General features: G+C 31.1%; 24 protein-coding genes. 1 reads left to right on the top strand and 23 read right to left on the bottom strand.

Annotated features, from left to right (window positions below):
* The first annotated feature begins 24 nt into the window (after positions 1-24).
* Positions 25-1230, top strand: coding sequence for a nucleotidyltransferase family protein (locus tag Q5O30_RS05085; RefSeq protein ID WP_021952675.1), 1206 nt, complete (start codon positions 25-27; stop codon positions 1228-1230).
* On the opposite strand, the gene Q5O30_RS05080 is transcribed toward Q5O30_RS05085, so the two are convergent.
* From Q5O30_RS05080 to Q5O30_RS04970, 23 genes are all read right to left on the bottom strand, one after another.
* Positions 1208-1705, bottom strand: a complete 498-nt coding sequence (locus Q5O30_RS05080; RefSeq protein WP_021952674.1) for a VanZ family protein — start codon at positions 1703-1705, stop codon at positions 1208-1210. The two genes, Q5O30_RS05085 and Q5O30_RS05080, sit on opposite strands and share 23 nt — an antisense overlap.
* The gene (locus Q5O30_RS05075) at positions 1692-3317 is read right to left on the bottom strand and encodes a polysaccharide biosynthesis tyrosine autokinase (RefSeq protein WP_021952673.1); all 1626 of its coding nucleotides are present in this window, start codon (positions 3315-3317) and stop codon (positions 1692-1694) included. The genes Q5O30_RS05080 and Q5O30_RS05075 overlap by 14 nt, the downstream gene beginning before the upstream one ends.
* Positions 3307-4725, bottom strand: coding sequence for a polysaccharide biosynthesis tyrosine autokinase (locus Q5O30_RS05070; protein ID WP_021952672.1), 1419 nt, complete (start codon positions 4723-4725; stop codon positions 3307-3309). Before Q5O30_RS05070 ends, Q5O30_RS05075 begins: the two co-directional genes overlap by 11 nt.
* Complete coding sequence (locus Q5O30_RS05065) at positions 4726-5556, bottom strand: immunoglobulin-like domain-containing protein (RefSeq protein ID WP_021952671.1); 831 nt, start codon at positions 5554-5556, stop codon at positions 4726-4728.
* Between the two features lie 196 nt (positions 5557-5752).
* Positions 5753-6322 (bottom strand): RNA polymerase sigma factor, encoded by a 570-nt coding sequence (locus tag Q5O30_RS05060; protein ID WP_021952670.1) that lies wholly within the window; start codon positions 6320-6322, stop codon positions 5753-5755.
* A 386-nt stretch (positions 6323-6708) separates the two neighbouring features.
* Positions 6709-7278, bottom strand: coding sequence for a hypothetical protein (locus tag Q5O30_RS05055; RefSeq protein ID WP_302674600.1), 570 nt, complete (start codon positions 7276-7278; stop codon positions 6709-6711).
* A 67-nt stretch (positions 7279-7345) separates the two neighbouring features.
* Positions 7346-7585: a hypothetical protein gene (locus tag Q5O30_RS05050; protein WP_302674599.1), complete on the bottom strand. Its 240-nt coding sequence runs from the start codon at positions 7583-7585 to the stop codon at positions 7346-7348.
* Positions 7586-7619: 34 nt separating this feature from the next.
* Positions 7620-10199, bottom strand: coding sequence for an acyltransferase family protein (locus Q5O30_RS05045; RefSeq protein ID WP_021952667.1), 2580 nt, complete (start codon positions 10197-10199; stop codon positions 7620-7622).
* On the bottom strand, positions 10171-11334 hold the full coding sequence (locus Q5O30_RS05040) for a Coenzyme F420 hydrogenase/dehydrogenase, beta subunit C-terminal domain (protein WP_021952666.1): 1164 nt from the start codon (positions 11332-11334) through the stop codon (positions 10171-10173). The genes Q5O30_RS05045 and Q5O30_RS05040 overlap by 29 nt, the downstream gene beginning before the upstream one ends.
* Before the next feature lies 1 nt (position 11335).
* Complete coding sequence (locus tag Q5O30_RS05035; protein ID WP_021952665.1) at positions 11336-12313, bottom strand: glycosyltransferase family A protein; 978 nt, start codon at positions 12311-12313, stop codon at positions 11336-11338.
* Positions 12298-13422 (bottom strand): polysaccharide pyruvyl transferase family protein, encoded by a 1125-nt coding sequence (locus Q5O30_RS05030; protein WP_021952664.1) that lies wholly within the window; start codon positions 13420-13422, stop codon positions 12298-12300. The genes Q5O30_RS05035 and Q5O30_RS05030 overlap by 16 nt, the downstream gene beginning before the upstream one ends.
* Positions 13423-13434: 12 nt before the next feature.
* Positions 13435-14454: a glycosyltransferase gene (locus Q5O30_RS05025; RefSeq protein ID WP_021952663.1), complete on the bottom strand. Its 1020-nt coding sequence runs from the start codon at positions 14452-14454 to the stop codon at positions 13435-13437.
* Between the two features lie 35 nt (positions 14455-14489).
* The gene (locus tag Q5O30_RS05020; RefSeq protein WP_021952662.1) at positions 14490-15542 is read right to left on the bottom strand and encodes a polysaccharide pyruvyl transferase family protein; all 1053 of its coding nucleotides are present in this window, start codon (positions 15540-15542) and stop codon (positions 14490-14492) included.
* 1 nt (position 15543) lies between these two features.
* Entirely contained in the window at positions 15544-16662 is a 1119-nt protein-coding gene (locus Q5O30_RS05015) for a glycosyltransferase (RefSeq protein WP_021952661.1), read from the bottom strand.
* Positions 16662-17705, bottom strand: a complete 1044-nt coding sequence (locus Q5O30_RS05010; RefSeq protein WP_021952660.1) for an acyltransferase family protein — start codon at positions 17703-17705, stop codon at positions 16662-16664. Before Q5O30_RS05010 ends, Q5O30_RS05015 begins: the two co-directional genes overlap by 1 nt.
* Entirely contained in the window at positions 17692-18900 is a 1209-nt protein-coding gene (locus tag Q5O30_RS05005; RefSeq protein WP_021952659.1) for a glycosyltransferase family 4 protein, read from the bottom strand. The genes Q5O30_RS05010 and Q5O30_RS05005 overlap by 14 nt, the downstream gene beginning before the upstream one ends.
* 24 nt (positions 18901-18924) lie before the next feature.
* Positions 18925-19935 (bottom strand): glycosyltransferase family 2 protein, encoded by a 1011-nt coding sequence (locus Q5O30_RS05000; RefSeq protein ID WP_021952658.1) that lies wholly within the window; start codon positions 19933-19935, stop codon positions 18925-18927.
* A gap of 12 nt (positions 19936-19947) precedes the next feature.
* Entirely contained in the window at positions 19948-21030 is a 1083-nt protein-coding gene (locus tag Q5O30_RS04995) for a glycosyltransferase family 4 protein (protein WP_021952657.1), read from the bottom strand.
* Positions 21031-21054: 24 nt separating this feature from the next.
* Entirely contained in the window at positions 21055-22203 is a 1149-nt protein-coding gene (locus Q5O30_RS04990) for a glycosyltransferase family 2 protein (RefSeq protein WP_158576916.1), read from the bottom strand.
* Complete coding sequence (locus tag Q5O30_RS04985; protein WP_021952655.1) at positions 22196-23332, bottom strand: hypothetical protein; 1137 nt, start codon at positions 23330-23332, stop codon at positions 22196-22198. Before Q5O30_RS04985 ends, Q5O30_RS04990 begins: the two co-directional genes overlap by 8 nt.
* A gap of 10 nt (positions 23333-23342) precedes the next feature.
* Entirely contained in the window at positions 23343-24317 is a 975-nt protein-coding gene (locus Q5O30_RS04980; RefSeq protein WP_021952654.1) for an acyltransferase, read from the bottom strand.
* Between the two features lies 1 nt (position 24318).
* Positions 24319-24807: an acyltransferase gene (locus tag Q5O30_RS04975; protein WP_021952653.1), complete on the bottom strand. Its 489-nt coding sequence runs from the start codon at positions 24805-24807 to the stop codon at positions 24319-24321.
* Positions 24808-25060: 253 nt separating this feature from the next.
* The coding region (locus Q5O30_RS04970; RefSeq protein ID WP_370553107.1) for a hypothetical protein at positions 25061-25263 on the bottom strand (203 nt) is incomplete at its 5' end.

The raw sequence follows: 25263 nt of genomic DNA, 5'->3' as shown, positions 1-25263 counted from the left end.
AATAGCCATTTATGGAGAAACAGTATGATATATGAAAATGAGATTAGATATGTTTTATGTTTGTTAAAATGTGCTGTTTCAGACGAAATACCTCCCAATCCACCTGAAAACCTTGATTGGGAGGTTATTTTTAAGATTGGGAAAAGTCATAAAATCTATTCCACCTTATTTTTTGGGCTTCAAAAACTTTCCCCTTCCTTATATTCGTCTATACCACATTTTGAAGACTATGCCACTGAATATAGGAAGAATCTGGTTTTAGACACTAACCGTTCCTTTGAAATTGACATAATAAAAAAAGAATTAAAAAAGAATGACATAGATTTTGTTTTGCTAAAGGGCACTGTAATTAAATACCTTTATCCTGATACGGCGATGAGAGTTATGAGCGACGTTGATATTTTATATCGCTCTCAAATTCAAAAGATTAACCGGCAAAACGAACTGCTTATTTCCCTTATGGAAAATATCGGATACAAAGTATGGTCAAGAGAACCTTTGGAAATAAGTTTTTATAAGCCGCTGGCAGCTATCTCCAGAAATATGCGTATAGAAATGCAAACAGAGCTTATTGATAAAGGATATGAGGTCTGGTCTGATTACCTAAAAAACATATGGGATAAGCTTATTAAAAAAAGTGACCATGAATATGTTATGAGAGATGAAGATTTTTATATTTATCATATCATTCATATGGCAAAACACTTTATTAACGGTGGCATCGGAATTGTTCATATTCTGGATATTTGGATTATGATTAATGCCTACCGGTCAGTGGACAAAGATTATATAGCCGGAGAGCTTAAAAGTATAGGGCTTTTGGATTTTGAAAAAAATGCCAGGGCTTTATGTAAATATTGGTTTAGTAATGACTATGTAATACCGGATGATTACACAAGGAAAACCCTGAAACTTATGGAAACCTTTGTTATTTCCAATGGTGCCTATGGAACCTCTGCCCAGGCTGAGGCCAACCGTGTGGTAGAAGATAATGGTAAAAAAGTTTCCCTAATGACAAAGATATTTCCTAAAAAAAACATCATGATTAATTATTATGGAGATATATTAAAAAAACACCCTTCTCTCCTGCCTTTTTATTACATAAGGCTTAATTTGAAGCGTGTTTTCTTAGCACCTAAAAGTAGCAGTAAGCGACTTAAGGCAATGAATAGTGTCACTGACAGGCAGATAAGCAAAACCCGGGAGCTTATGAAAAGATGCGGTTTATAATCTTAACTGCAATTAAGTACAAGCCATATCCAATGGCTGCACCCACTGTATTTAATATAACATCATCTATATCACAGTGACCAAAGGCTGAAATATATTGGAATATTTCTATACATACTGATAAAATGCAGGCGGACAATATTGTTCTCCTGCAATTTTTTTGTATGCTTTTTTCCATAACAAAGGGGTACAAAAACCCGTAGGGCATAAACATAATAATGTTACATGCCAGATTTTTAACAAACCAATCTGTTATGGCTCTTGCCTGTTGTATATAAGGTATAATCGTTTTAAATGGAATAAGCTGAGGTGTAAGTCTTGCTACCTCAGCTCCTTTCATCCATCCTTTTATGGTATTGCTTACCAATCCCGTGGGAAATTTTAAAACAATTACTATAAACAGGATTCCTAAATATAATGCAAAAATTCCACTTACACAAATATGAAAAATCTTCTCTTTCTTATTCATCTTCATTTTTATTTTCGCCTTTATTCTTTCTTTCGTTCTCTAACGCTTTCTTTTGTTCATCCGTTGTAGTTAAAGAAATACTCTTTGTAACCTTTCTAGGCTTGCTTCTAAATTCCTTGTCCGAATACTTTCCGTAACTTCCATAACCATAGCTGTAATAACCATAACTTCTATAGTATCCGCCATAATTATAACCACCGTAATGCTTGCCGTATCCGTAACCGTAAGAAAGTTTAAGCTTACCTGCTGTTCCATTAAGCACACATCCAATTATCGGCACACGGGTATATGAGAACTCCTGAATGGTATCAAGAATCTTGTTTACCTTGGCACCATCTTCCTTAACTACATAAACTACACTATCGCTGTACTTAGCCCAAACCGCAGCATCTGAAACCTCACTACATGCCGGAGCATCTATTATTACATAATCAACTACATCTCTACATTCGTTAATAAAACTCTCCATGGCATCTGAGTTTAAACAGTCAACAGCGGTTTTATCCTTAACCGGCAAATCCGGGGCTAACATAATTACTCTTGTGTCCTTAATGTTGGCTATGGCATCACTGCTTTTAACCTCTTTATTTAAGAACTGCTCCATATCATAGCTGGCAAGACCCTCTCTTAAAAGCTCCGGATTTACCCTGCTCCTTAAATCAGGTCTCCTAATATTACCTTCAATAAGCATAACCTTATTTTGAAGTTTAGACAATGAGTATGCAAGATTTAAGGCAAATGTAGTTTTACCTTCCCCCGCCTGGGTACTGGTAACTAATATAACCTTGCTATTTTTTCTCTCTAACTCTCTCTCACATCGTGAGGTAATAGTTCGCATTGCCTCTAAATATCTAAAACCAATTTCCTTGTTTAATATGGAAATCTTATATTTCTTGTCCTTTTTGCTGTTGCCAACTACCGGTAACGCTCCAAAACATGTAACACTTAAATACTTTTCTATGTCGTCTCTTGACTCAATAGTCTTAACAAAGAAGGCATATATAATACTTGGCAGCAATCCCAAAACTAAACCTATAAATCCATATTTTAAAGTCTGATTCACCGGCTGGTATGGATTAATGGCAGTATCTCCTCCGGACGGGCGCTCCAAAACCGTAAGTTTTGTCTCACCTAAAACGAATTCAACCACTTCTGAATAGTTATTAATAACAGAATCAATAACCCTGGAGTTCATTTCCGCATTGGTTCCGGTTGCCTTAATACTGATAATGTTAGTGTTTTCAACAGCTGCCACGGTAATTGCACTAGGCACATATGAAAGCCCTAAATCCTTCTTGATAATTTCATAAAAAACTTCATTATTAATAAGGTAATTAAAACTTACGCTCAGAGTAGATGCCAACTGATTGTTATCTGTGTATGTCTCATCCGGTCCGTCATACTCCGGAGAAGTAATGGAAAATGTAACTTCTGACTGGTACATAGGTATGTAGCCGGTCTTATACTTGTAATATCCAAGGAAACCTGCTACTACCATTAAAATAACTGCAATCCACCATAATTTCAGAAATGCCTTTCCGAAGCTTTCCATTATTTCTGCAAGACTCTTTGTCTCTTTTTGTTCCTCTGCGATGTTATTGTCCATATTATTCATCATAAACTTCCACCGCCCTTTCGCTGCTTTGGTCATATCCAAAGTTCTTTATGCCTGACTTATTTCCAAAAGTCTTATAGTTGTTCAAAATACAGCCTAACAGCTTAGCATTGGAATCATTTACTAAGTTAATACTGTATTCAATATCTTTCTCATATGAGTAGTCATACCTGACTACAATAGATACAAAGTCAACCACATCACACAACGCCTCTGCATCAGATACCATTGCCATAGGTGGTGTATCCAATATAACATAGTCTGCCATCTTGCTACACTTACGCACAAGGTCTTTCATGGCTCCGGACTTTACATATTCATGGGTGCTTGAGTGTCCTTTGGTAGGCATTATAATATCAAGACCTAACTTTTCCTCATGGTATAAAACCTCATCCAGACCACAGTCACCCTGCAATAACTTAATCATATCCACAACATTGTCCTTAGGAATGTCCAGCATCTTGCAAATAGCAGGTTTTCTCATATCTGCATCGATAATAATAACCTTCTTTCCATCCCTTGCAAAGGAAAGGGCAAGATTAAGAGCTACCGTGGATTTTCCTTCATTTTCACAAACGCTGGTAACCATGTAAACATTTTTTTCAGGATTTCTTTCATGTTCATATTCCATTTTAACCCTGATATTATTTATTGACTCAATAAATCTCGTTGAAATAATAGGGCTGGTTATCAGCAAAACCTTAACTTTCTGTGCAATCTTTGCCTTGAAGGTTCTGTTTTTCCTTTCATGATAAATTGAACCTAAAAGGGTTGTTCCTAACTGTTCTTCAACTGCATCTTCAGTTTTTAATGTTTTACGCATTATACTTAAAGCTGCTAGAATTAAAGCCGCTACAAAAGCACAAATCATTCCCGTCTCAATAGATTTACTGCGGGGCATAAGGGCATTGTCAGGATGTGTAGACACCACCGGTGCCCTTAAAGTATCAATAACCGCATCTGAATTTAAATATTCTGACAATTCATTATAGTTGTCCATAATAGAACCGATAATCTGGAAGGATTTAACAGGATTTCCCGATACTACCGTAACCTTCATCAGGTTAGTTTCCGTAATCAGTTCAACATTCATATTCACATCTTTCATATCAATATGAAGCTCTTTTTTTATGCGGTTTTTCATAATATCTGCATCTAAAAGATTCTGGAAAACACTTATAACATTTTCCGCAAATCTTTTATTAGTGTAAACATATCCTGTACTCTGTCTTGGGGTTACTACATATATAGCTGAACTGCTATACTGTGGTTCATAGGAATCCTTGATATAAGAATATGTTACCATGGTTCCTATGGCTCCAATCATGATAATAATCCACAGTCCGTACAGTAAATCTTTACTAAGAGAATATAAATCTAAATTATGTATATTAAAGGTTTTTTTATCCATTTATTCCTCCACAATAACAACGAGATATGTTATATACTCGTTTTCCTGTTCATAGTTCACTGCATATTCTACCGTATAGCTTCCCGGCTTCTTTAAATTAACGGAAGATTTTACCACCTTTACCAGATTAGCAGGCAGTTCCTTTCCATTTTTATCCTTAACTGATGCAACATAGCTTTCCGGATTGAATTTGTCACCAACCTTAAGGTATACAATATTTTTCTTAAGCTTAATGGTAGGTGCCAAATTATTTTCCTGCCTAATGGTTACAGTAGCTTTAATGGTAGATGTAGCTCCCAGACTGTTAGTAGCCTGAGCGGTAATTACATATGAACCTGCAATTCTTGTAGATGCAATACTTGACAAAATCTTTACCTTATCAGTTATATCACCATCAACATCATCTACCGCGCCTAAAACATCCGGTACATTAACATCTGAACCAACATAAAAACATAACGGAGCCGACAATGTAAATCGCGGCTTTCTATAATCTGTGTACTGAACCTGTCTGGTTTTCTTAGTAACATTATTGTCTGAATCTGATACTACATAAGTTATATTACTAATATGTTTTTTCTTGTCCACAAACTTGGAAATACTTTCAATTACAATATTGCTAGTGATGTCTCCGTCCTCTGCATCCTTTGCAATAACGTCCTTTAACAATTTTGATTCGTCATCCTTTATGGATACCTTAATTAAATCATCTCCGAACTCAATAGTTGGAGCATGGTTATTATCTGCCGTTTTCTCTTTATAATAATTAGCTGAAAACACAATGGTAACAGCTAAAAAGACAACAACAATCAATGCCTTAATTACTCTCATATTGCCTCTTCTTTCCTCTAATGCTTATTTATTAACAGTAGTATTATACCCGATAACTTATGGGATGTTCAATAGGTAAGTTGGGGTTTTGTTTTGACATTTTATAATTTACCCGCCACAATAGACAAAAGCATTTTCGATTTATAATTGCTACAGTGCCATACCACCGTCCGCTAATCTCGAAAATGCTTTAATTTTATTTCTGTTTTTTATTTTCGTCTACTATATTACACAACTTCTCGCAAACTCTTTTTACATATACATGAACCTGATTTTCTTTCATATCCATCGTACTTGCAATTTCTCTGTTGGACTTTTCAAAATAAAACTTGTCTATAAGCAAAAGCTTTTCTTTATCAGTAAGTTCATCTATTGCATCTATAACTTGAGATAATTGATAATTTCTAATGGATACGTCCTCTAGAGAACAGAACTTTCTCTCTTCAATGACACTCTTTTTCAGAAATTTTTCATAATCATCTGCTTCCACTAAATCTTCTCTACCTGTTTTTCGCAAATAATCTATTGTCACACTATTAATTGTACTGACAAAATATGTAGCCATCTGAAATTTATTTAAAGTTACAACCTTATCATAATTATTAATGATTCTGATAAAAGCCTCATTTATCATGTCACGGGTTATATTCTCATCATTTGACAATGCGAATGCTTTATCAAACATTAATCCGTAATAACGTCTGTACCAGCGTTCCACGGTAAGTCTCTCATCATCATCCTCTATTGCCGATATAATTGCAATCATTGGTTCCCTCCCGATTAATTTGTAATAATATGTAATGATACCAGGGGCAAAAGGGCAAACACCCGACGCAAGCCTGCTTGTGGGAGGATTTTTGACCTTGGGGTCCGCCAAAACATGAGTAAGTAGCCATTTTTCAAAGAAAAATGAGTGGATTACGAATGTTTTGGTGGATTGCGGGAGCACGTAGTGCGAAGTAATCCGGTATCATATGGGGCAAAAGACCTTTTGCCACACAAAATTATGGTATAAATATAGCACAAAAATGACAGCGGGAAAAGTGGGCAGTTAAAAATTATGTATTTTTTCTTTATTTTTTATTCCCTTTTTCGCCTTTTATTAAATCCCTCTACTTTAATTTATTATAGCATATGATAATTCTATAAAGTTTACCCTCTGTTTGGTGCATTTCTAAAAACTATAACTTTATTAATAATATAGACTTTTATTTTTTCTAATATTATTGACAAAATGACTGAAATAATTAAAGTTGCTATCCATATAAGTATTCCCAATCTTAATTTATTAACCATATATGCCAATGGGCTCCAATATAAATATACAAATGAATGTAGGTAAAAAATATTAGCTGAATGCCTACCCAATATTTCAAATATTCTAAGTTGTTTATTTTGAATTAACAATAATAATATTACTATAATTGGATATGTTGCAAAACAATTCACAAAACTGTTCCAAACACCATTTATTATTCCCCTATATAATATCCAAACAAGTATAGGCAATAACATTACCCAAAAATTCTTTTTACTTATGTTAATATCTCTTTCTGCCACCTCTATTCCAATGTAAATAATAGTAATATATTGTAAATATATATTTTTCATTAAAATCATTAAAATAATGCTGAAAAAGATTATAGCCAACTTACTCTTTTTATTTTCAAACACTTTGACGAATATAGGTGTTGTTACAGCAATTATTAATGCTAATGACATATACCACCATGTTTGATTCAAAGTGTATGTATAATTGCCGTATATCATATGACTTAACCCTAAAATATTAATTATCATATGAAGAATTCCACTTGCTTCCTCGCATTTTGATTGTAATGCCATATGCTGAAATAAAAGCAAACATACTAACGCATATATTTCCTGTACGTTCAAGTATTTTTCCTATTATCACAATATCACTATTTCCAGCTAAAGCAACACTATGATAATAAACCATAATCAATATTGCTATTGCCTTGATGTTAATAGAATCTCTTTTTGTAATATTGCTAACATTGCATTTCATTTTATCACCTATCACTTTCACGACCAGATTATCCTTACTTATTTATTATTTTTAATATTGTTTCCGCAATTAATTCTTTATAATATTTAAATTCACTTGTTTTATATTTCATTATTGCAAACAATACATTTGGTACAATTACCACTATAACACATTGAATAATAAAACCAATCCATGTATATCTCGGTATAAACAAGCATATACCATACGTGATTGCCATAATTACCGAAATAATTAATAGATTATTTATGAACCATTTAATGAAATAATTTCTCTTCATTCCAAAAACATCTCTATATATAATCTTTGGATCAACAGGTAAAATCGTAACAACATAGGAAATAATAGTAGCTAACAAAACTCCCACTATTTTATATTTTTCTACAGGTACTACTATTGCTAATATTACCGAAAAAGTAATATTTACTAATGCAGTAGCCAAAGTTCTATATCTAGTCTGCCAAAATAGTCCGCATGCATCCTTGTAAATTGTGTTTGTGTGATTTAGACCTGGAATTAAAAATGTAAATACGATTACAATGGTTACAACGGTATCAAATGCATAATTTTTTCCAAAAAATAATACTATAAACGGATTAAATAATACCATAAATGCTATTGCACAAAACCCATATATCCAAAAATTAGCAAACAATATTCTCTTATATACAACATAAGTATGTTCTTTATCTGATGATGCATTTAAATCACCTACACTATTTCTTAAACTATTAAATATAATGTTTATAATTCCCGTCACAGCAACCGTAATCATTGAATAATTTGAGTACAAGCCAACAAATACAGTCCCAATAAATGTTGATATAACTATATTATCGCTTGCATAATATATTGTACTACTTAATTTTGTTACCGATAACGCATACACATTTTTTTTGATTTTTGTTAATTCACTTTTTTCCAATTTGCTCTTACACTTATTGTCTAAATATGGATACAATCTACTAGACACTTTATATACTATATAATTTTTAATTATTAACATAATAATGGGAATAGTAAGATAAACATAGTAAGACGTATTTCCTTTCAAAAGCACCAATGCAAAAATCTGCATTATTGTCTGTATAATTGGAAAGCTTACATTTATTTTTACTAATAAATAATCCTTTTGTGATGCCCCAATAATAGAATTTCTGTATGCATAAAACCAATATGAAATAACTGAATTCATTAGGAACAAATAATAAATATAGTAATAGTTTATATCTACTCCCTGTTCTAAATTAACAATAAATTTCAATATTGGTGTTATAGCAATTCCTATAGCTAATACAATACAACCAATAATCCTATAAACCCTCTTATATAACTCCATTAGCGCATGTATCTTTTCTTCATCATTCTCAGCCAATGGCTTATACAAACTAAAAACTATCGCACTTCCAACTCCCAACTCAGCTAATGACAACACTGATAATACGTTGGTAAACAAACCACTTAACCCTAAGTAACTTGCCCCCAACACTACAATAAATATTTTCCGATTTACAAACTGCAAAATATTTGTAATAAGCATTTGTGCAATTCCACTAACAACATTTCTTTTGGCATTTGTTGTTCTTGATAAATTATTTACATTACTAATATTGGGAATAATATTTATTCTATGAATTACTTCATATATTACAATAATCGTAAGTATTACAATTATTGGCAATGTCCACTGTGTAATTTTACTATTCATTAGGTTAAAATAACCAAATAAATATCTATAACCATACATCACTAAAGGGTGAAACAAATACATCGCCAAAGATATATTCTTGCCAATCTCTACAACATAATTCTGTTTAATATTTGGTTTGATGCTGCACATAAGCATTATTGTGAAAACTATAATAATACTAAACAAGTATACATCCATACTATTACCTATGATGTATCTCTCTAATATGCATCCAAACATACTAATAATCAACAACATATATGTCATTTTATAACTGAATACTTCTTTAAGTTTATTTTCTAGTTTTGTAGAAAATAAATACCCAAACATAAAAAATGGAATTCCTACCGTTAACCAATTTCTGTATATAGCAGAATTTTCATTAAGTTTTTCCGATAAATTTCCACTATATGCAACTATCTTCAACATATAACTTAATAAAAAAACACCAAATGAAAGAAAAGCTACAACGTAATAGCTCTTTGAGCTTTTTAAAAAGATCAATAATATATATATATATATCAATGCTAATAAATACCATAAAACTGTACATATGAAATCTGTCTCATTAAAAAGAAGCAGTTTAATAAAACTCCTTGCATTAATAACATTAACTGCTTCAAGATGAAGGGCACACTGCACCATTATTCGATATAAAATATAAACTGCTGTTATCGCTATAAACAATTTTAAATTTTTTTTAATTTTACATCTTGCTTTATAAGTTCTTTGATTAATTTCTACTTTTGCCCAATAATATCCAGATATCGAAAAAAACAATGGGACTGCAAATCTCGCAATTGTCTCTGTCACAATTCCCACTCTTCCCGGTAATTGACAATGAATTAAAACAACAAAAATGCATGCTATTCCTTCCCAAAAGTATAATCTGTTATTAACTAATTTTTTTGTTTCTTCTACCATTTACTATCTTCCTTATCTTTCTTTCAACACGCACTCTAAATGTTATTTTTTTTAATTTATTAACTATCTCCATAAAATCTCTGTTATTGTTTAATTGTTTAAAGAATTTTTTTCTTCTTGAATCTTTAATAACACTGTACATCGCATTAACATTATATTTTAATATATAATTCTCGTTGTTCCTTTCAAATTCAATATTTTTTGTTATTTCATCAATTAATTTCTCTCCATCATTTGTATGAGCTATTATTAAAGATGTCCCTCTTTCATTGTAAACTCGACTCCCACTTAATTCTCCCCATGCATCTGCCAAGGTAATATCTGACTTTCTATCTATTCCTTTAAAATTACATTTATAGCATGAAGGTCTTAAATCAATATCAAATAAAAATGCTGCAAGATATTCATCTTCTATACCAAATTTTTCAATACACTTACCATTTTCAAATAAAAATTTAAGTCCAAAATTGTTCCATCCCTTTGTTTTTGTTCTAAAAAAGATTTTTGTAATACTGCTATGATATTTCTTTTCTAAACATGATACATAATGATGTAATACTTTTCCACTCGGAACGCCATGACAAATAAAATCAACGGTGATTAAATTATCATATTTCTTATTTAAAAAACTCAACAATCCATTTACCTGACATGGTGTTCCTACAAATAAAACTTTTCTACCTTTTTTTAAATCATTTTTAACTTTTATATAGGAGTCTCCAATAGCACTTTGAACATACTTTGATTTTAACAAAGGTTCTATTTTCTCATATTTGTCAGCTGAAGTATGTCTTAAAACAAGTTTTTCATCAAACGCAGCTCCATACACAACTCCACCATTTTCTATTGTTTTCTTTGCCAATAAGATAAAAATCCCCCCTGATGAACTCTTTTCAACTTCTTCTTTATTGCAATTATATGCAATGTTTATTATTTGATTTTCATCTTTGCACTCTTTAACATTTAATACCGGACATACTTTATTACATAAATTACAATTTACGCATTTGTTTTTATCAACTATAGGATACTCAAATCCCTCATTATCACAAACCATTTCTATTGCATTTTTTGGACATATATTTTTACACGCAGAACATCCTGTACACTCACTTTTTCTTTTTATATTTATCATATCAAATACTTCCTTTTAATTTATGTAAAAAGTCATAAAATTTTTTCAAACATTTATTTTTACCCACACAATATCGCACATTGTCCTTAAACGAAAATAACTTGTTTTTCTTTAATATTTCTTTAGTATTCTCTAGTTCATCCCGAAGTCCATGGTTCATAGAAAAAATATATCTTTTCTTTACATCCCACATTTCAATACTATGAATTATTTTTTTCTTGTTATCTGAATCCATCCTAATATTCTTTACAGATTCAATTCTATTCTCTGTAAATTTTTTTTGTAAAAATAACTGTTTATGAACATCCTCTGTATGGGACACTGAGTTCTTTCTCATAACATAATCCATTAAAGGTTCATCCACAACATAACTTCCACTTGCAAAAGCAACCGGCAAGACAACTTGCAAGTTCTGACCATACTTTGACAGAAATATGTCTCTATTTTCTATATTTTTACTAAAATCCTCTGTTCGCATCATACAACATCCCGCCCAACTATACGCATGCTCATATATGATTGCATTAAACAATCCATTATTTTTTATATAATCAATATCATTTCTAAAAACTGTTCGTTTTCCACTATCAATATTAAAAAAATATCCATTATTAATGACTATACCGACATTGCTATTTTCATCAAAAACTTTTACTTTTTTACTTACATTATCAGGATATAATATATCATCTATATCAAACAATTGAAAAAACTCACCTGTCATAATCTTCAATCCCTGATTAACTGCCGCCGCTGCCCCCTGATTTTCCTGTAACATATATTTAAATGTATATCCTCTTTTTTCTATATCACCCTTATAACTCCAAATTTTTTCTTCACTATCATCTGTAGAACCATCATTTATTATAATTATTTCTATATCATTATAGTTCTGTTCCAAAATGCTCTTAATACACCTATCAATATATTCACTTCCATTAAAACACGGAATAATAATTGAAACTAATCCTTTTTGCATTGCTTATTTAATACCTTTCTTAAATATTTTCTTGATTTTTCTATTTCATCGTTTACCTTCTCCTCATTGTATTGTGTGTCAAAAAGTTCTGCTTCATTATCTATATCAATATTTTCTATTACTCTGTTATCAATTCCAAACAATTTCTTTATTGTATTCATTCTTGAATTCATAGCGACCTCACCATTCATTAATTTTCTTTCAAAAATTGCAACAGGTGTTTTCAAATTATATGAAAAAATTGTTCCATGAAACGAGTCAGTACATAATAATCTACAGTTATCAATTAGATATATGAACTCTGCAGGATCTGTACCGTATTCTTTTTTATATTTCGGGTTATTTAACCAAATGACAGGCAAATTATATCTTAACGATATAATTTTAATTTTTTTATTTAACTCTTCGGATTCTACTCCCAGTAAATACACCAATATATATTCTCTTTTATTTAACCATTTAGGTTTTTGGGCTATTTTTCTCCATTCATCTCCGTTCAATAAAAGTGTCGGATCAACAACCACCGAGGCTTTTTTACCTATTAATTCTTCTACAATTTCAGCTCCCCTTTGTTCCCTGACAGATATGTTTGGAATTTCTTCTAGCCATTTTTTATATGTAGAAATTTTATTATTTGGGATTTTATCAACTCCAAAACTTGCCGCATATGAAATTCGCTTTGATTTTGTAGCGAAATCCATAAATTCAATATGAGAATTAAATAGATAATACGGATTCCAAATTTGGTCACTACCTGCCACAAAGAAATCATATTCATCATCTATATTCTCAGGTACATATATATCTGAAATTGGAGTGTGATATTGTGATATATATCTCTTTGTAAATTTATCAAATTTTTTTCTTCTATACCAATTATTAAACTCAACATTATTTGAAAATGGCATAATATAATAAAGAGTAGAAATGATTTTTTTTATTGATAATTTCAACTTTGTAACTATTTTATATTCATCTTCCGCTCTTGTTAAATTTTGTACAGTATCAACCGTTAAACCTTGTTTTTTTAATTCTTCTTGTAATGCGAAATTCTGAAGTCTGTTTCCAAAATTTTGACCACCTGTTATTGTTAATATTATTGCTTTCATCTGTTACACCTTTTATTTACCATCATATCTTTGAATTTTAATCCATACTCTCATGCAAAATACAAAAATGCCATAACTTTTCAAAAACAAAGAGATTTTTGCAATCCTATGTACCATCTGTGGTTTTTTTACATTTTTAATTGCCTTCTTTATCAATTCTTCTTCATAAATTTTTTTTAAACTTTCTTTTGCTGTCTTAAACCCCTTATAATTTTCTTTTGTAATATCGTAAGTCGGACCAATTAGTTCATATGCAATTGCAGAATAAATTTCCCTATAACATTCGTTATACATATCCATTTTTTTATACTGCTCTATGCAACAACAATATTTCGTATATGATGCTTGCCAACGATATTGCACATCTACAACTTTAGTTAATGAATTTTTAACTTCCTGATAATAATAATACAAATTATTATGTACAATGCTAACCTTTGTCACATATTCCAGATATTTTATGTTAAATATGAAATCCTCCGCAAATGATATTTTATCATCAAACCTTATATTATTCTTCATTATGATTTCAGATAAATATAATTTATTCCACAATGCTCCAAAATAAACGCTATACAAATATTTCGACATTATTTTTAAATATTCATTTCTTGTTTTCAATCCATTGGTATTACCAAATGGTGACGGTCCATCTTTTTCTTCGTTGTCAAAATAGTTTACAAAGCCACAAACTGACAATTCACATTTTTTAATACCATCATATAACTTTTGTATCATGTTAATATCAATATAATCATCACTATCTACAAAACACATATATTTTCCCTTAGCTATATATATACCATTATTTCTTGCCTGTGAAACGCCACCATTTTTCTGATTAATAACAACTATTCTATTGTCTGCCTCAGCAAACTTTTCTAATATTTTCTTTGTATTATCCGTTGAACCATCATTAACCACAATAATTTGTAAGTTATTATAAGACTGCTTTACTATGCTATTTAAACATCTATCCATATACTTTTCCGCATTATATGCAGGTATTATTACACTAATCAAATCGTCCATAATTAATATTCCTATTCCCTATTTTTTAAACATTATTATATACTAGAATCCTGCAATACGTCCCTTATGTATTTCATCATCTTATCCTGTTCCTTTTTCAATATTTTCATAGTTTCTGTATAATCTACTTTATCAGTCGTAAAATCATTACAACCACTTACAAACTGATCGATTAATCCGAACCTTTTAAGAACATATTCCAATCTTGTGTTCATATCGTTTTTATCCTGGTATCTATTCAACGCGACAAAATCCTTACGATATATTACACTAAATGCAATTGCGTGAAAAGAATTTGTAATGACAAATTGTGCATTTTTTATAAGCCATATAAACTCTCCTGGTCCAATTTTATAGAGTCGGTTTGATTCATCATGGATATCTATAATTTCTATCTTCTTTTCTTGTGCTATTTTATTAATTATCTCCTCATTGTCTAAATTATCATCCCCTAACATACATTTTATAATATATCTATCCGCAACTCCCTTTACCGGTTTCGATACTCTGTCCCATTCCTCACTGTCTAACATAAAAACAGGATCTAAATTAACATCCACTTGCACATCACATAACCCCTCTATAATGTCTTTCCCACTCTCTTCTCTTACCGTAATTTTATTGAATCCACACAAGCCATTTCGATAATAATCTCCCTTTTCTTTAGGAATTCCATCTAATCCAAAACTTGGAGATATAGTTGCCCTCTTTTTTTTCTCCGCAAATCTCAAAAACATATCATCTGATATAACATCCGGATGCCAAACCTGATCACTTCCAACTATAAACATATCGTATAAATCATTTAAGTCACTCGTATTAGAAATGTTTTTTGCATTCATGTTTTTTTGAAACTTCAAAAAAGACAAATACCTTTCTATCCTATTATTTTTAAATATCCTTGAATATATTTTTTTAGCAAAATTTTCTAGTTTATTATTATATTTAAAGATTTCCTCATAGCATGGTAGCACTAGCGTTGTAGGAACCACACCGCACTTCTTCAAAATCTGTTCTACTGCATAATTTTGAAGTCTGTTTCCGTAATTATTTAAATCAAATATAGTTACTATTCCAACTTTTCTCATATTATTCCTCAAATATCTTTTCAAATTGTTTTATGCATGTATTCACATTAAAAAAGTCTTTTCTCTCTAATGCCATGCTTTTATATTTTTTTAACAGATTTTTGTCTGTTACCAATGTTTCAATGCCATTTTGCAAACCCTTGTTTGAATTTTCAACAATCATTCCATATTTTCCGTTGTCAAGTAATTCCAATGGTCCTGTACAAGCCGTACTTAATACAGGAGTTCCTACCACCAAACTCTCTGCAACAACTAAACAATATGACTCATGAATTGAAGAACATATAAGCAAATCTGCATTTTTTATATATGGGTATGGATTTTCTTTAAAACCCAATAATTTTATTTTATCCTTCAATCCATACTCATCTATTTTGTTTTTTATAATGCTTTCTTCTGGTCCCTCACCAATAATATTTAAGTTAAATTTGACTCCTTTTTCATACAGACTTTTAGTTACATCAATCAACCGAACAAATGCCTTCTGTGGCATAAATCTTCCGATTGCAAGAATATTAAATCCTTCATCGTATGATTCCACCTCTTCTTCTTTTTTAATTTCTATATCTTCTATGTCTATAGGATTATAAATATATGTTACTTTATTCTCAAAACCATATTTTTCAATAAACTTTTGTGCACAGTCTTTTGATACTCCAATAATTTTATCAAATGGAGAAAAAAACTCCCTAACTTTTGAAGTTGAAAAATGAGTCGCCGTTGATTCATCCAGTGTTACATCCATATGTTCCCAAAGTATCTTCTTCGATTTTTTGTTTGTTGAACCACCAATTAACGTTGCCGCCCAAGAATCTCCACAGGCAATTTCAACATCATATTTTCTGTGGACAAACAATCTGTACATTAATTTTCTTGGCATTCTGTCACAAACAACTCTTATCAAATGATTATATACCGGATGCTTTCTTGCATCTATAAATGTATTTGAAACCACTTTTATTTGTGAATTTAGTAATGAGGTGTAATAACCTCCTGGGAATCTTCTCATTACAGTAACATCATATTTATCATAATCCATATGATTGACAAAATCTAATACTACCTTATCCAATCCCCCTTTGTTTAACGAATCTAAATAAAATAAAATTTTCTTTTTCATTAATTAATAACCATTCTTTTCTTAACTATTTTCTTAACATATTTATATATAAATACATATATTAATATTGCAATATTAGTTGCAACATGTAACATTATTAAGCATAAATAATTTGCTCCATATTGATATGTATAAAAAGGTATAACGTCAAAAACAAAGACAAGTAAAATATCTGTCACCTTGTATAATATTGGTTGTGCCAAATAAAATAGCAAACTATTCTGACCTATATAATTAACCAACTTAATATGAACAAAAGAACACAAAATTATAATTCCTATAGATATAAAAAATGCAGCAATGACCATAAGTGGTAATATTCCATAAGTGGCACTATGAATATCTATAGATTTTTTAATTATCATCGAATTGCAGAATCCTAAAATACTACCAACAAAAATCAACACGATTGAAACTATAATTTTAATTATTACACTCTTACTTATTATCTTATTTATACCATTTCTACTTGCATAACCTAAAGATACGAATGTACATGTTACAGGAAGTAAATCTATTTCCCAAGGCAGTCTCAAATTAACGAAACATTGGTACGACATACCAATTGCACATAACAATATTATTAATATCCCTTTCTTCATGTTGCTATCAAATACCTTATATAACCAATATAATGCTAATTCCGTCATAAATAATGCTGGCAAAAACCAATATATGGGATCAAACATCCTTGATGTCAATCGCCAATTAACAATTATTTTAAACGGAATCATATAAATATGGTCGTCTACAGCAGATATTCCTATACTTCTACATGCTGATTGAAATACAACATTTACGCAAACCGCCATCAACCATGGCACTAAAAACGCTTTAGCTTTTCGTTTTACAAATTTTACAAATTTATATTTTTTTATATCTAACGTAACACCTGAAAGAATAAAAAACAATGGCATATGAAAGCTATATATCCATATCTGCAATCCTCTCGGACAATTATAATGACCTATTCCTACTAATATTATTGCCAATGCTTTTGCTACATCTATCCATTCAATTCTCTTTGTATTATCGCTTAACATCGTTTTTTATCCTTTTACTAAATTCATTATAGTAATTTATCTTATCATACTCTTCTCTCATCGTAACCTCTGTACATGCTTCTTTAACAAAACTCTCTCTTTTTTTATCATTTATGAACATATCATTCATCGCATTATACAAATTTTCTACAACATTTTTTTGTTTATCCACTATAATTGCAGTTTTGTTACTAAGCACCTCTACCAATCCACCTGAATTTGTAGCTATAATAGGTACTTTCATTGCCATTCCCTCAAGAGCTACAACCCCAAAAGGTTCTTCCCACATAGACGGAATAACCAATACATCCCCTAAAGTATATATTGCCGGCATATCTTCCGGAAAGACATATCCTGTAAAAACAATTCTGTCTTCATAACCTCTTGATTCCTCAATTAACTTTTTAAAATATTCATCTTTTGCAATTAGATTATACCAACGACTTCCAACTACTACCAATTTAGCATTTTTATTTTCTTTAGCAATCCTTTTAAAAGCTCTTACTAATTCCAATATTCCCTTCTCCGGACAAACTCTTCCTGTATATAAGTAAACAAAATCGTCACTATTTAATCCGTATTCATTTTTTAGTTCCTCAGTGTTATATTTCCGATTTACATTAAATACGTTTAAATCAATGCAATTATATAACACTTTCATTTTTTCATTAGGTGCAACACTGTTAAAGTGATTTTCAATATATTTACTTACAGGTAAAATAGTCTCTGCTTTGTCAGCGATAAATCGACACAAATATTCCGGCTTTGTTGTTCCATCTATGTCATTATGCATATGATAAATCATATGCTCTTTTCCATTTTCAGCATGTTTATATATATCTTCAAAAGCCTGCATATTATTTTCAATTAGTATTTTATCATAATTATCTCTAAATACCTTTAACAATGCCCTGTTATATGGTATAAATCTGTATTTTCTTTTTAAAGCCTTTAGAAACATATTTCTAAACTTGCAAAAAAACCAATTCCATTTTGTAATATGAATTTGTATTATTTCTGCATTTTTATATTTGATAGAATCAAGCTTAGGAGATTCTATTGTATATATGTCCATATAATACTCTCCTGCCACTTCGTTTCCATTAATAATCTCTGTCGTTAAAACTTCTCCTGCTCCACCATCCACAGCTGGAACAGGCACAAACCCTGCCGAAATTACTGCCATTCGTTTCATAACTTGTTTCCTTTACAATTACTTTTACTTTTTAAACATTTTTCGTTTAATATCTCCCAATTTTACATATAGATAAAAATATTTCATATTTCCCTTTTCTATGCTTTTGTATAATTCTCGCAAATATTTTCCATTGTCCCTATCTGAATATAATTCACCTTTATTAGGACATCTATCTATAGTTTCTTTTATTAATTGTTTCTTCTCTTTTGCATTTAACTCTGCGTTCCATATAATATTTTTTATAATTGCATCAGCTAAATAGTGCAAGACAACCATATTGAATACTTTTCCTTGTGCCTCGCCTACATCAATATCATGTACTCTTTCTACAAAATACTCCACACCATTCAATCTTGCCAAATTTGAATTATGTAGCAGGCTTGTACTTCTTTGTAAGTACTCATATCCAACATAATCTATATAGGTAATCTTATTCCAATATTTTAACAACTCCATATTGTAAATCAGGTCTTCTCTGTCAATGACTTTTGCATCACCTAATACACCTGACTTGTCTAAAATCGATTTACGATATAACTTATTCCATGCGTACCCAAAGGACATTTCACAAATAGCTCTATATAAATGTTCTGTCATTTCATTATGGCTATATATCTTATTATCCCAGCTACACACTTCTAATATATTTCCATCTTCAGATACTTTTTCATATCCAAAGATAACAACATCTGACTTATCTCTTTCTATTGCATCAACACACTTTTTCACTGTGTCTTCTTTTACACAATCGTCGCTATCAATATACATAACATACTCTCCGGTTGCCACCTCATACCCTGAATTTCTTGCAGATGCGAGACCTCCGTTATTTTTATGTACCACTTGTATCCTTGAATCCTCCTTAGACAGTTCATCGCATATTCTTCCACTACTATCTTTTGAACCATCGTCTACAAGTATTATTTCAAGATTTCTATATGTCTGATTTTGAACTGACTGTACACTTTTCTTTAAATACTTTTCAACATTGTATATCGGTAAAACAACCGACACTTTATCCTTATATTCCATTAATTTTCTCTCTTATATCTGTTCTATTAATTCCATCCACTGCTCACTTATTTTATCAATATTAAACTTTTCTGTCCCCACCATAGAATTGTCCGAGAATTTTTTTCTTATATCTTGATTTTCTATCAACTGGTTTATTTTTTCTGCCATTTGTTCTATATCAAAACAATCTAAAAGATAACCATTTATGTCATCCAATATTATTTCACTTGGGCCTGCCGGACATCTAAAACTGACACACGGCAAACCTTCTTTTTTTGCTTCGGTTAATACCAATCCAAATCCTTCAGTTCTAGATGTTAATACAAATATTGCAGATTTCCTATAATATTCTTCTATATTGCTAACATTCCCTTTCAAAATTAGGTTCTCTGTTAAATTATTTTTTTCTATTTTTTCTTCCAGTCTTTTTCTTTCTTCGCCTTCACCGCATACTACCCATCTCCAATCATTATGCTTCTTTAGCACAATTTTTGCAACATCAATCAGCATATCAAACCCTTTGTTATAATTTAGCGTACCCGCACTTATTATTATCTTGCTTTTCATATTATAGCAAATATCTTCACCATTCCCAATTTCAATCGGGTTATATATACGTCGCAAAATTCCTTTAACATTAACCTCTCTTTCATAATTTTTTCTATCTTCCTCTGTCAATACAACAATTGCATCCGCTTTTTTTGCCGCCCATTTTCTTGTAATTTTTCGATATCCCACATATGGATTGACGTAAAAACTAAACTGCTCCCAGGATATTAACTTACATTTCACTCCTCTTAATGCCGGTATAGAATACAAATCCAATATTCCATCAATATCTATCAGAACATCTATATTGTTACTTTTCACAAACTTTCTAAGCCTGTGAACATATGTAAGTATCCTTTTTCCACTGGTAACTTTTTCAAATAAAGTATATCTCTTAATTTTATCATTTAATGTATAAAACAACTTATCGTTGTTTTCCCATAAGCTTAAAAAGCATATATTAAATTTCTTATTCTTTACTAACTGATTAGCAATAACGGTACTAACTCTTTCCGTGCCACCGCTTCTGGTTATATCACCGGAAAAAAAACATATTTTCTTCATTTGAAGTAACTACCTTCCTAAACTTTATACAATAAAACTAGCTAATTTCCACAACTTATAGTTTCTGGTTTCGAATGCTCTCTCAATATCTTTGTCAATTGTTCTTCCCTTTGCCTTATAATGCTCCGGTCTGATGTTTTCAAGCATTTGACATGCCAGATTAAATGTACATTCTATCACTTCATCAGACATTAATGAAATTCTTCTATAAAGTAATGTAGACATATGACCTTTAACCAAATCATATTGTATTTCATCATTTTGCAATCCGATATCTCTCGCATCCTCTAATACCTGTTCCATAACCCAATAATGGTCTATACACTTATTACTATGCCTTGCCTTTGCTGTTATACCATTTGGATTTAACCTATACGCATACACAACATCCGATGTAACCACCATTTTCTTGCACATTCTGTATAAGACCATACATACAATAGTATCTTCAAACCATACATTTAGCGGAAATCTTAATTGATTAAACATTTCTCTTTTATATATTTTTGCCCACGGAAATCCCGGTGCTTTCAATATATTTTCTGTTGATGTAACTGTTGTATCTTGAAATTTGCTATAATTAAAAGTATTAGTATTTTCTAAAAAACTATAGTAACTTCCCTGTACAATGTCAGCTCCGAATTCTCTTATTTTTCCCATCATACCTTCTATGCAATTCCCAACTAACATATCATCGGAATCAAGGAACATTATATATTTCCCAACGCTTGCATCTATACCTGTATTTCTTGCCCCTGAAAATCCTTTATTTTCCTGATTAATCAAAACTATCTTTTCCGACTTTATACCGGTTACGATTTCTTTTGTTTTATCACTTGAACCGTCATTGACTATTATAAGTTCGTAGTCAACACTTGTTTGCTGATTTATTACTGAATTGATGCATTCTCTTATTGTTTTCTCCGCATTATATGCCGGAACAATTATAGACAAATCTTTACTACATTCCTTATTTGTATACGTAGTTTTCATATCAGGTCTCTTACTGCAACTATCCATCAGTTTATATGCTTCATCAATAGTCATGCTGCTTTTACTCTTGCAAAAAAGTCTTGCCATATAATAATATGCCAACAACATACAATAACTAATGTTAGATATAGCCTTTGCCAACTTAACATTTTTCAATTTTCTATAAAATGTGTTATACATACGTTGCTTCATCTCTCACCATTCCCTTCGCTGTTGCACTATTTTGCACTCTATTTTGGTATACTAATAATTGGAATACCGGAAATGTGGTAGCCTCATGTCTAACCCAGGAGCCAAAATCCGGTTCGAAAACTACCGATCCAAAGAAATATGCCACAAAGCATGACAACGCCACAACCACCTTTTTATCCATTGCCTTAATGTTAGCAAGTGCCTTAAATAAATACATTAAAATAAATATCTGATAAATAAAAAATGGAGCATATCCAGGGCTTTTTAGCAGAAGTTCTATTGGAATCATCATCCTAAATGCATTAATTACATAATCAATCATAAAAACACCAAGATTTCCATTAACCTCTATAGGGTTATAAATTGCCGAAGCTGCTCCACCAGCCTCTCTTATCGTTCCCGTAGAATTATCTCTAATATTTAATGCCTCATAGTAATCATCATATGACACTAAACTACTAGCATAAAAGAACACAAATACTCCTATAAAGCACATAAGCACCGTTGCAAATATAATAAATTTTGTTATTCTTCTTCTCTTCTGAAGCCATAAGAATATAAAGTATAGTAAGACACTCATTGCCGCCATTATTATATAGTATGACCTAAATGATGTACTTTCCCAATAATATACTAATGCACACCCTAATATCTTTAACAATGTATTTTTTACAGGGCTATTAATAATTATATAAATAACAAAAAAATATAAAATCTGTATCATTTCTTTATTAATACAAAAAACATAAATATTTAAAACTCCCGTTGCCATAAGGGTAAACAATGATTGTTTAAAGTCCATCTCCTTAGTTTTTGACACAATAATCATAATGGCAATAGTCATAATCAATCCATAAAATGTTGAAAATTGATTTATAGTAGTAAAATGGAATATATTGATTGTTCTATGGAAATCTACTGCCGTTTGATATCCTGTCCATCCACTTGTTGCCTTATCACCATTTACTAACATATCTATCATTCTGTAACTATCAAAAAAATATCTCATTGGTAGAAAATACATATATATAATTTTTGCCAATATAGCGGTAGGTACTATTAAAAGCATGGTAGTATCTCTGTTTTGTTGTCTTATTTTTAAAATTTTCTGTTCCATATATTAATCTCTATCTTATCACTATTTTCTCTATTTTTTTTAATATAACTGCAGCTAATATAGTACATATTACAATCATACAACTATCTATTACCAAATTAATTTTTCCAAACATATAAAAAGGAAGTTGCATAAACATCATGTGTACCATATACACTTCCATTGTATATCCATCCATGGTCTTAATTAATCTATAGTTTAGATATTCCTTAAACATTTGATATACATACTTTATAGCAATTATTATCCATATACCTAATACGACCTGTGTATATAATACAATTATATAATCATATATACATGAATCACCTATTACCACCTTACTCACAAGTCTAATTCCCACAGCTATCAGCATCGTTACAGACCATCTTAATGCACTTTTCCTATTTATATTCCTTATTATATTAGGTAATATATAGTACCCTAAAGCATATGTTCCTACATAAAACACATACAATGCTATGAACCGTATTCCCACGATTCCCGCTACCAACTGTATCAAAATGAATATAATAGTTACTACTCCTTTTATGCGTCTATTCCAATCTTTAGTTTTCTGCAAAAGTGGTGTTATAAGGTAGCATATCATTATTACTGTCAAAAACCACAACTGTCCTGCCCCTGAAATACTAACGCCAAACGCCTGCAGGTTTAATGCATACATTATATATATCTTTGGACTAACTTGTACCCCTTCAAAATACAAAGCAACAAAAACCACTATCATTACAATATACAGTGGCACAAATATTCTAGTCATTCTTTTTTTATACCACGATGCCAGTTCGCCTTTATTAATTTGTTTCTGCCCCAGCAAATATCCGGATATCATAAAAAACACAAATACACCTACGTTAAAAAACTGAGCTGTCTGTGCTATTATTGGATTTCCAAGTATTTGCACGTAATGACATAAAAAAATCATAATACATGATACGATTCTAACCAATGCAATGGAATAATCAAACTCTCTCTTCTGCTCCATCTTATTCTCCCTGCATCCTTATATTAATCCCACTACCACAGGTAGCGATGGCACACTCCGGCACATCCCTATCAACTACACAACCGGCTCCTATCACTGCATTATCTCCTATAGTCACGCCTTTTAGTATCACCACATTACTTCCTATCCACACATGTTTTCCTATATGCACAGGTGCCACTGTATATCCCTGACTCTTTATAGTATCCTCCGAACTTCTAAACCTGTGGTTATGGTCATATACATGGCTATTCTCTCCAAAAATCGTTCCGTCCCCTATTGTAATCTCCTGCAAACTGTTTACCGAACAATTATTATTAAAAAAGCACCTTTCACCTATGCTGATATTACCGTCTCCTTCCACCATAGCATGAAAGCCATTCCTAAAAGTGGTCTTCCTTCCAAAAGAAATCTTATTTCCGCTCAATACTCTATATCCCACCTTCTTAATCATCGCTTTCACGTGATAATACAGTTTTAATAATTTCATTGTTACCTTCAATCTCCTGTTTGTATACTGTTAAAATACATTGTTTAACAATTCGCTTCAAATTACATACATCATTTTATTTTATCAAAAAAAAGCTCTCTTTACAACAAAATACAATATAACATAAATTATATCCATTAGAACATTTGTCTGTACTCACAAATTGTTTATCTTGCTATTAAACCTATATACACAAAAAAGCCGGACAGCCTTTTCATGATTGACTATCCGACTTTTCTCTCTTATTTTCTTATTACGCTGTCTGCCTCTCGGCAAGCTGTCTTTTTAATTCTTCTATTTCTTTTTCATATTTGTCTAATCGGTTCTGCTTTTCATCCAGCTCTTTCTGCATTATCTTACGTTCAGCTTCTCTTCCTCGTGCTTCTCCTCTCGCTTCCCCTAATGCTTCCCCACTCATTCTTGCGTCATTCATCATGTCATCAATTGCCTTACACA

Source organism: Eubacterium sp. CAG:161 (assembly GCF_000432355.1).
Taxonomy (GTDB): Bacteria; Bacillota; Clostridia; order Lachnospirales; family Lachnospiraceae; genus Eubacterium_G; species Eubacterium_G segne.
Note: the sequence above shows the minus strand (reverse complement) of the source record. Positions and strands in the feature narration are given on the sequence as shown.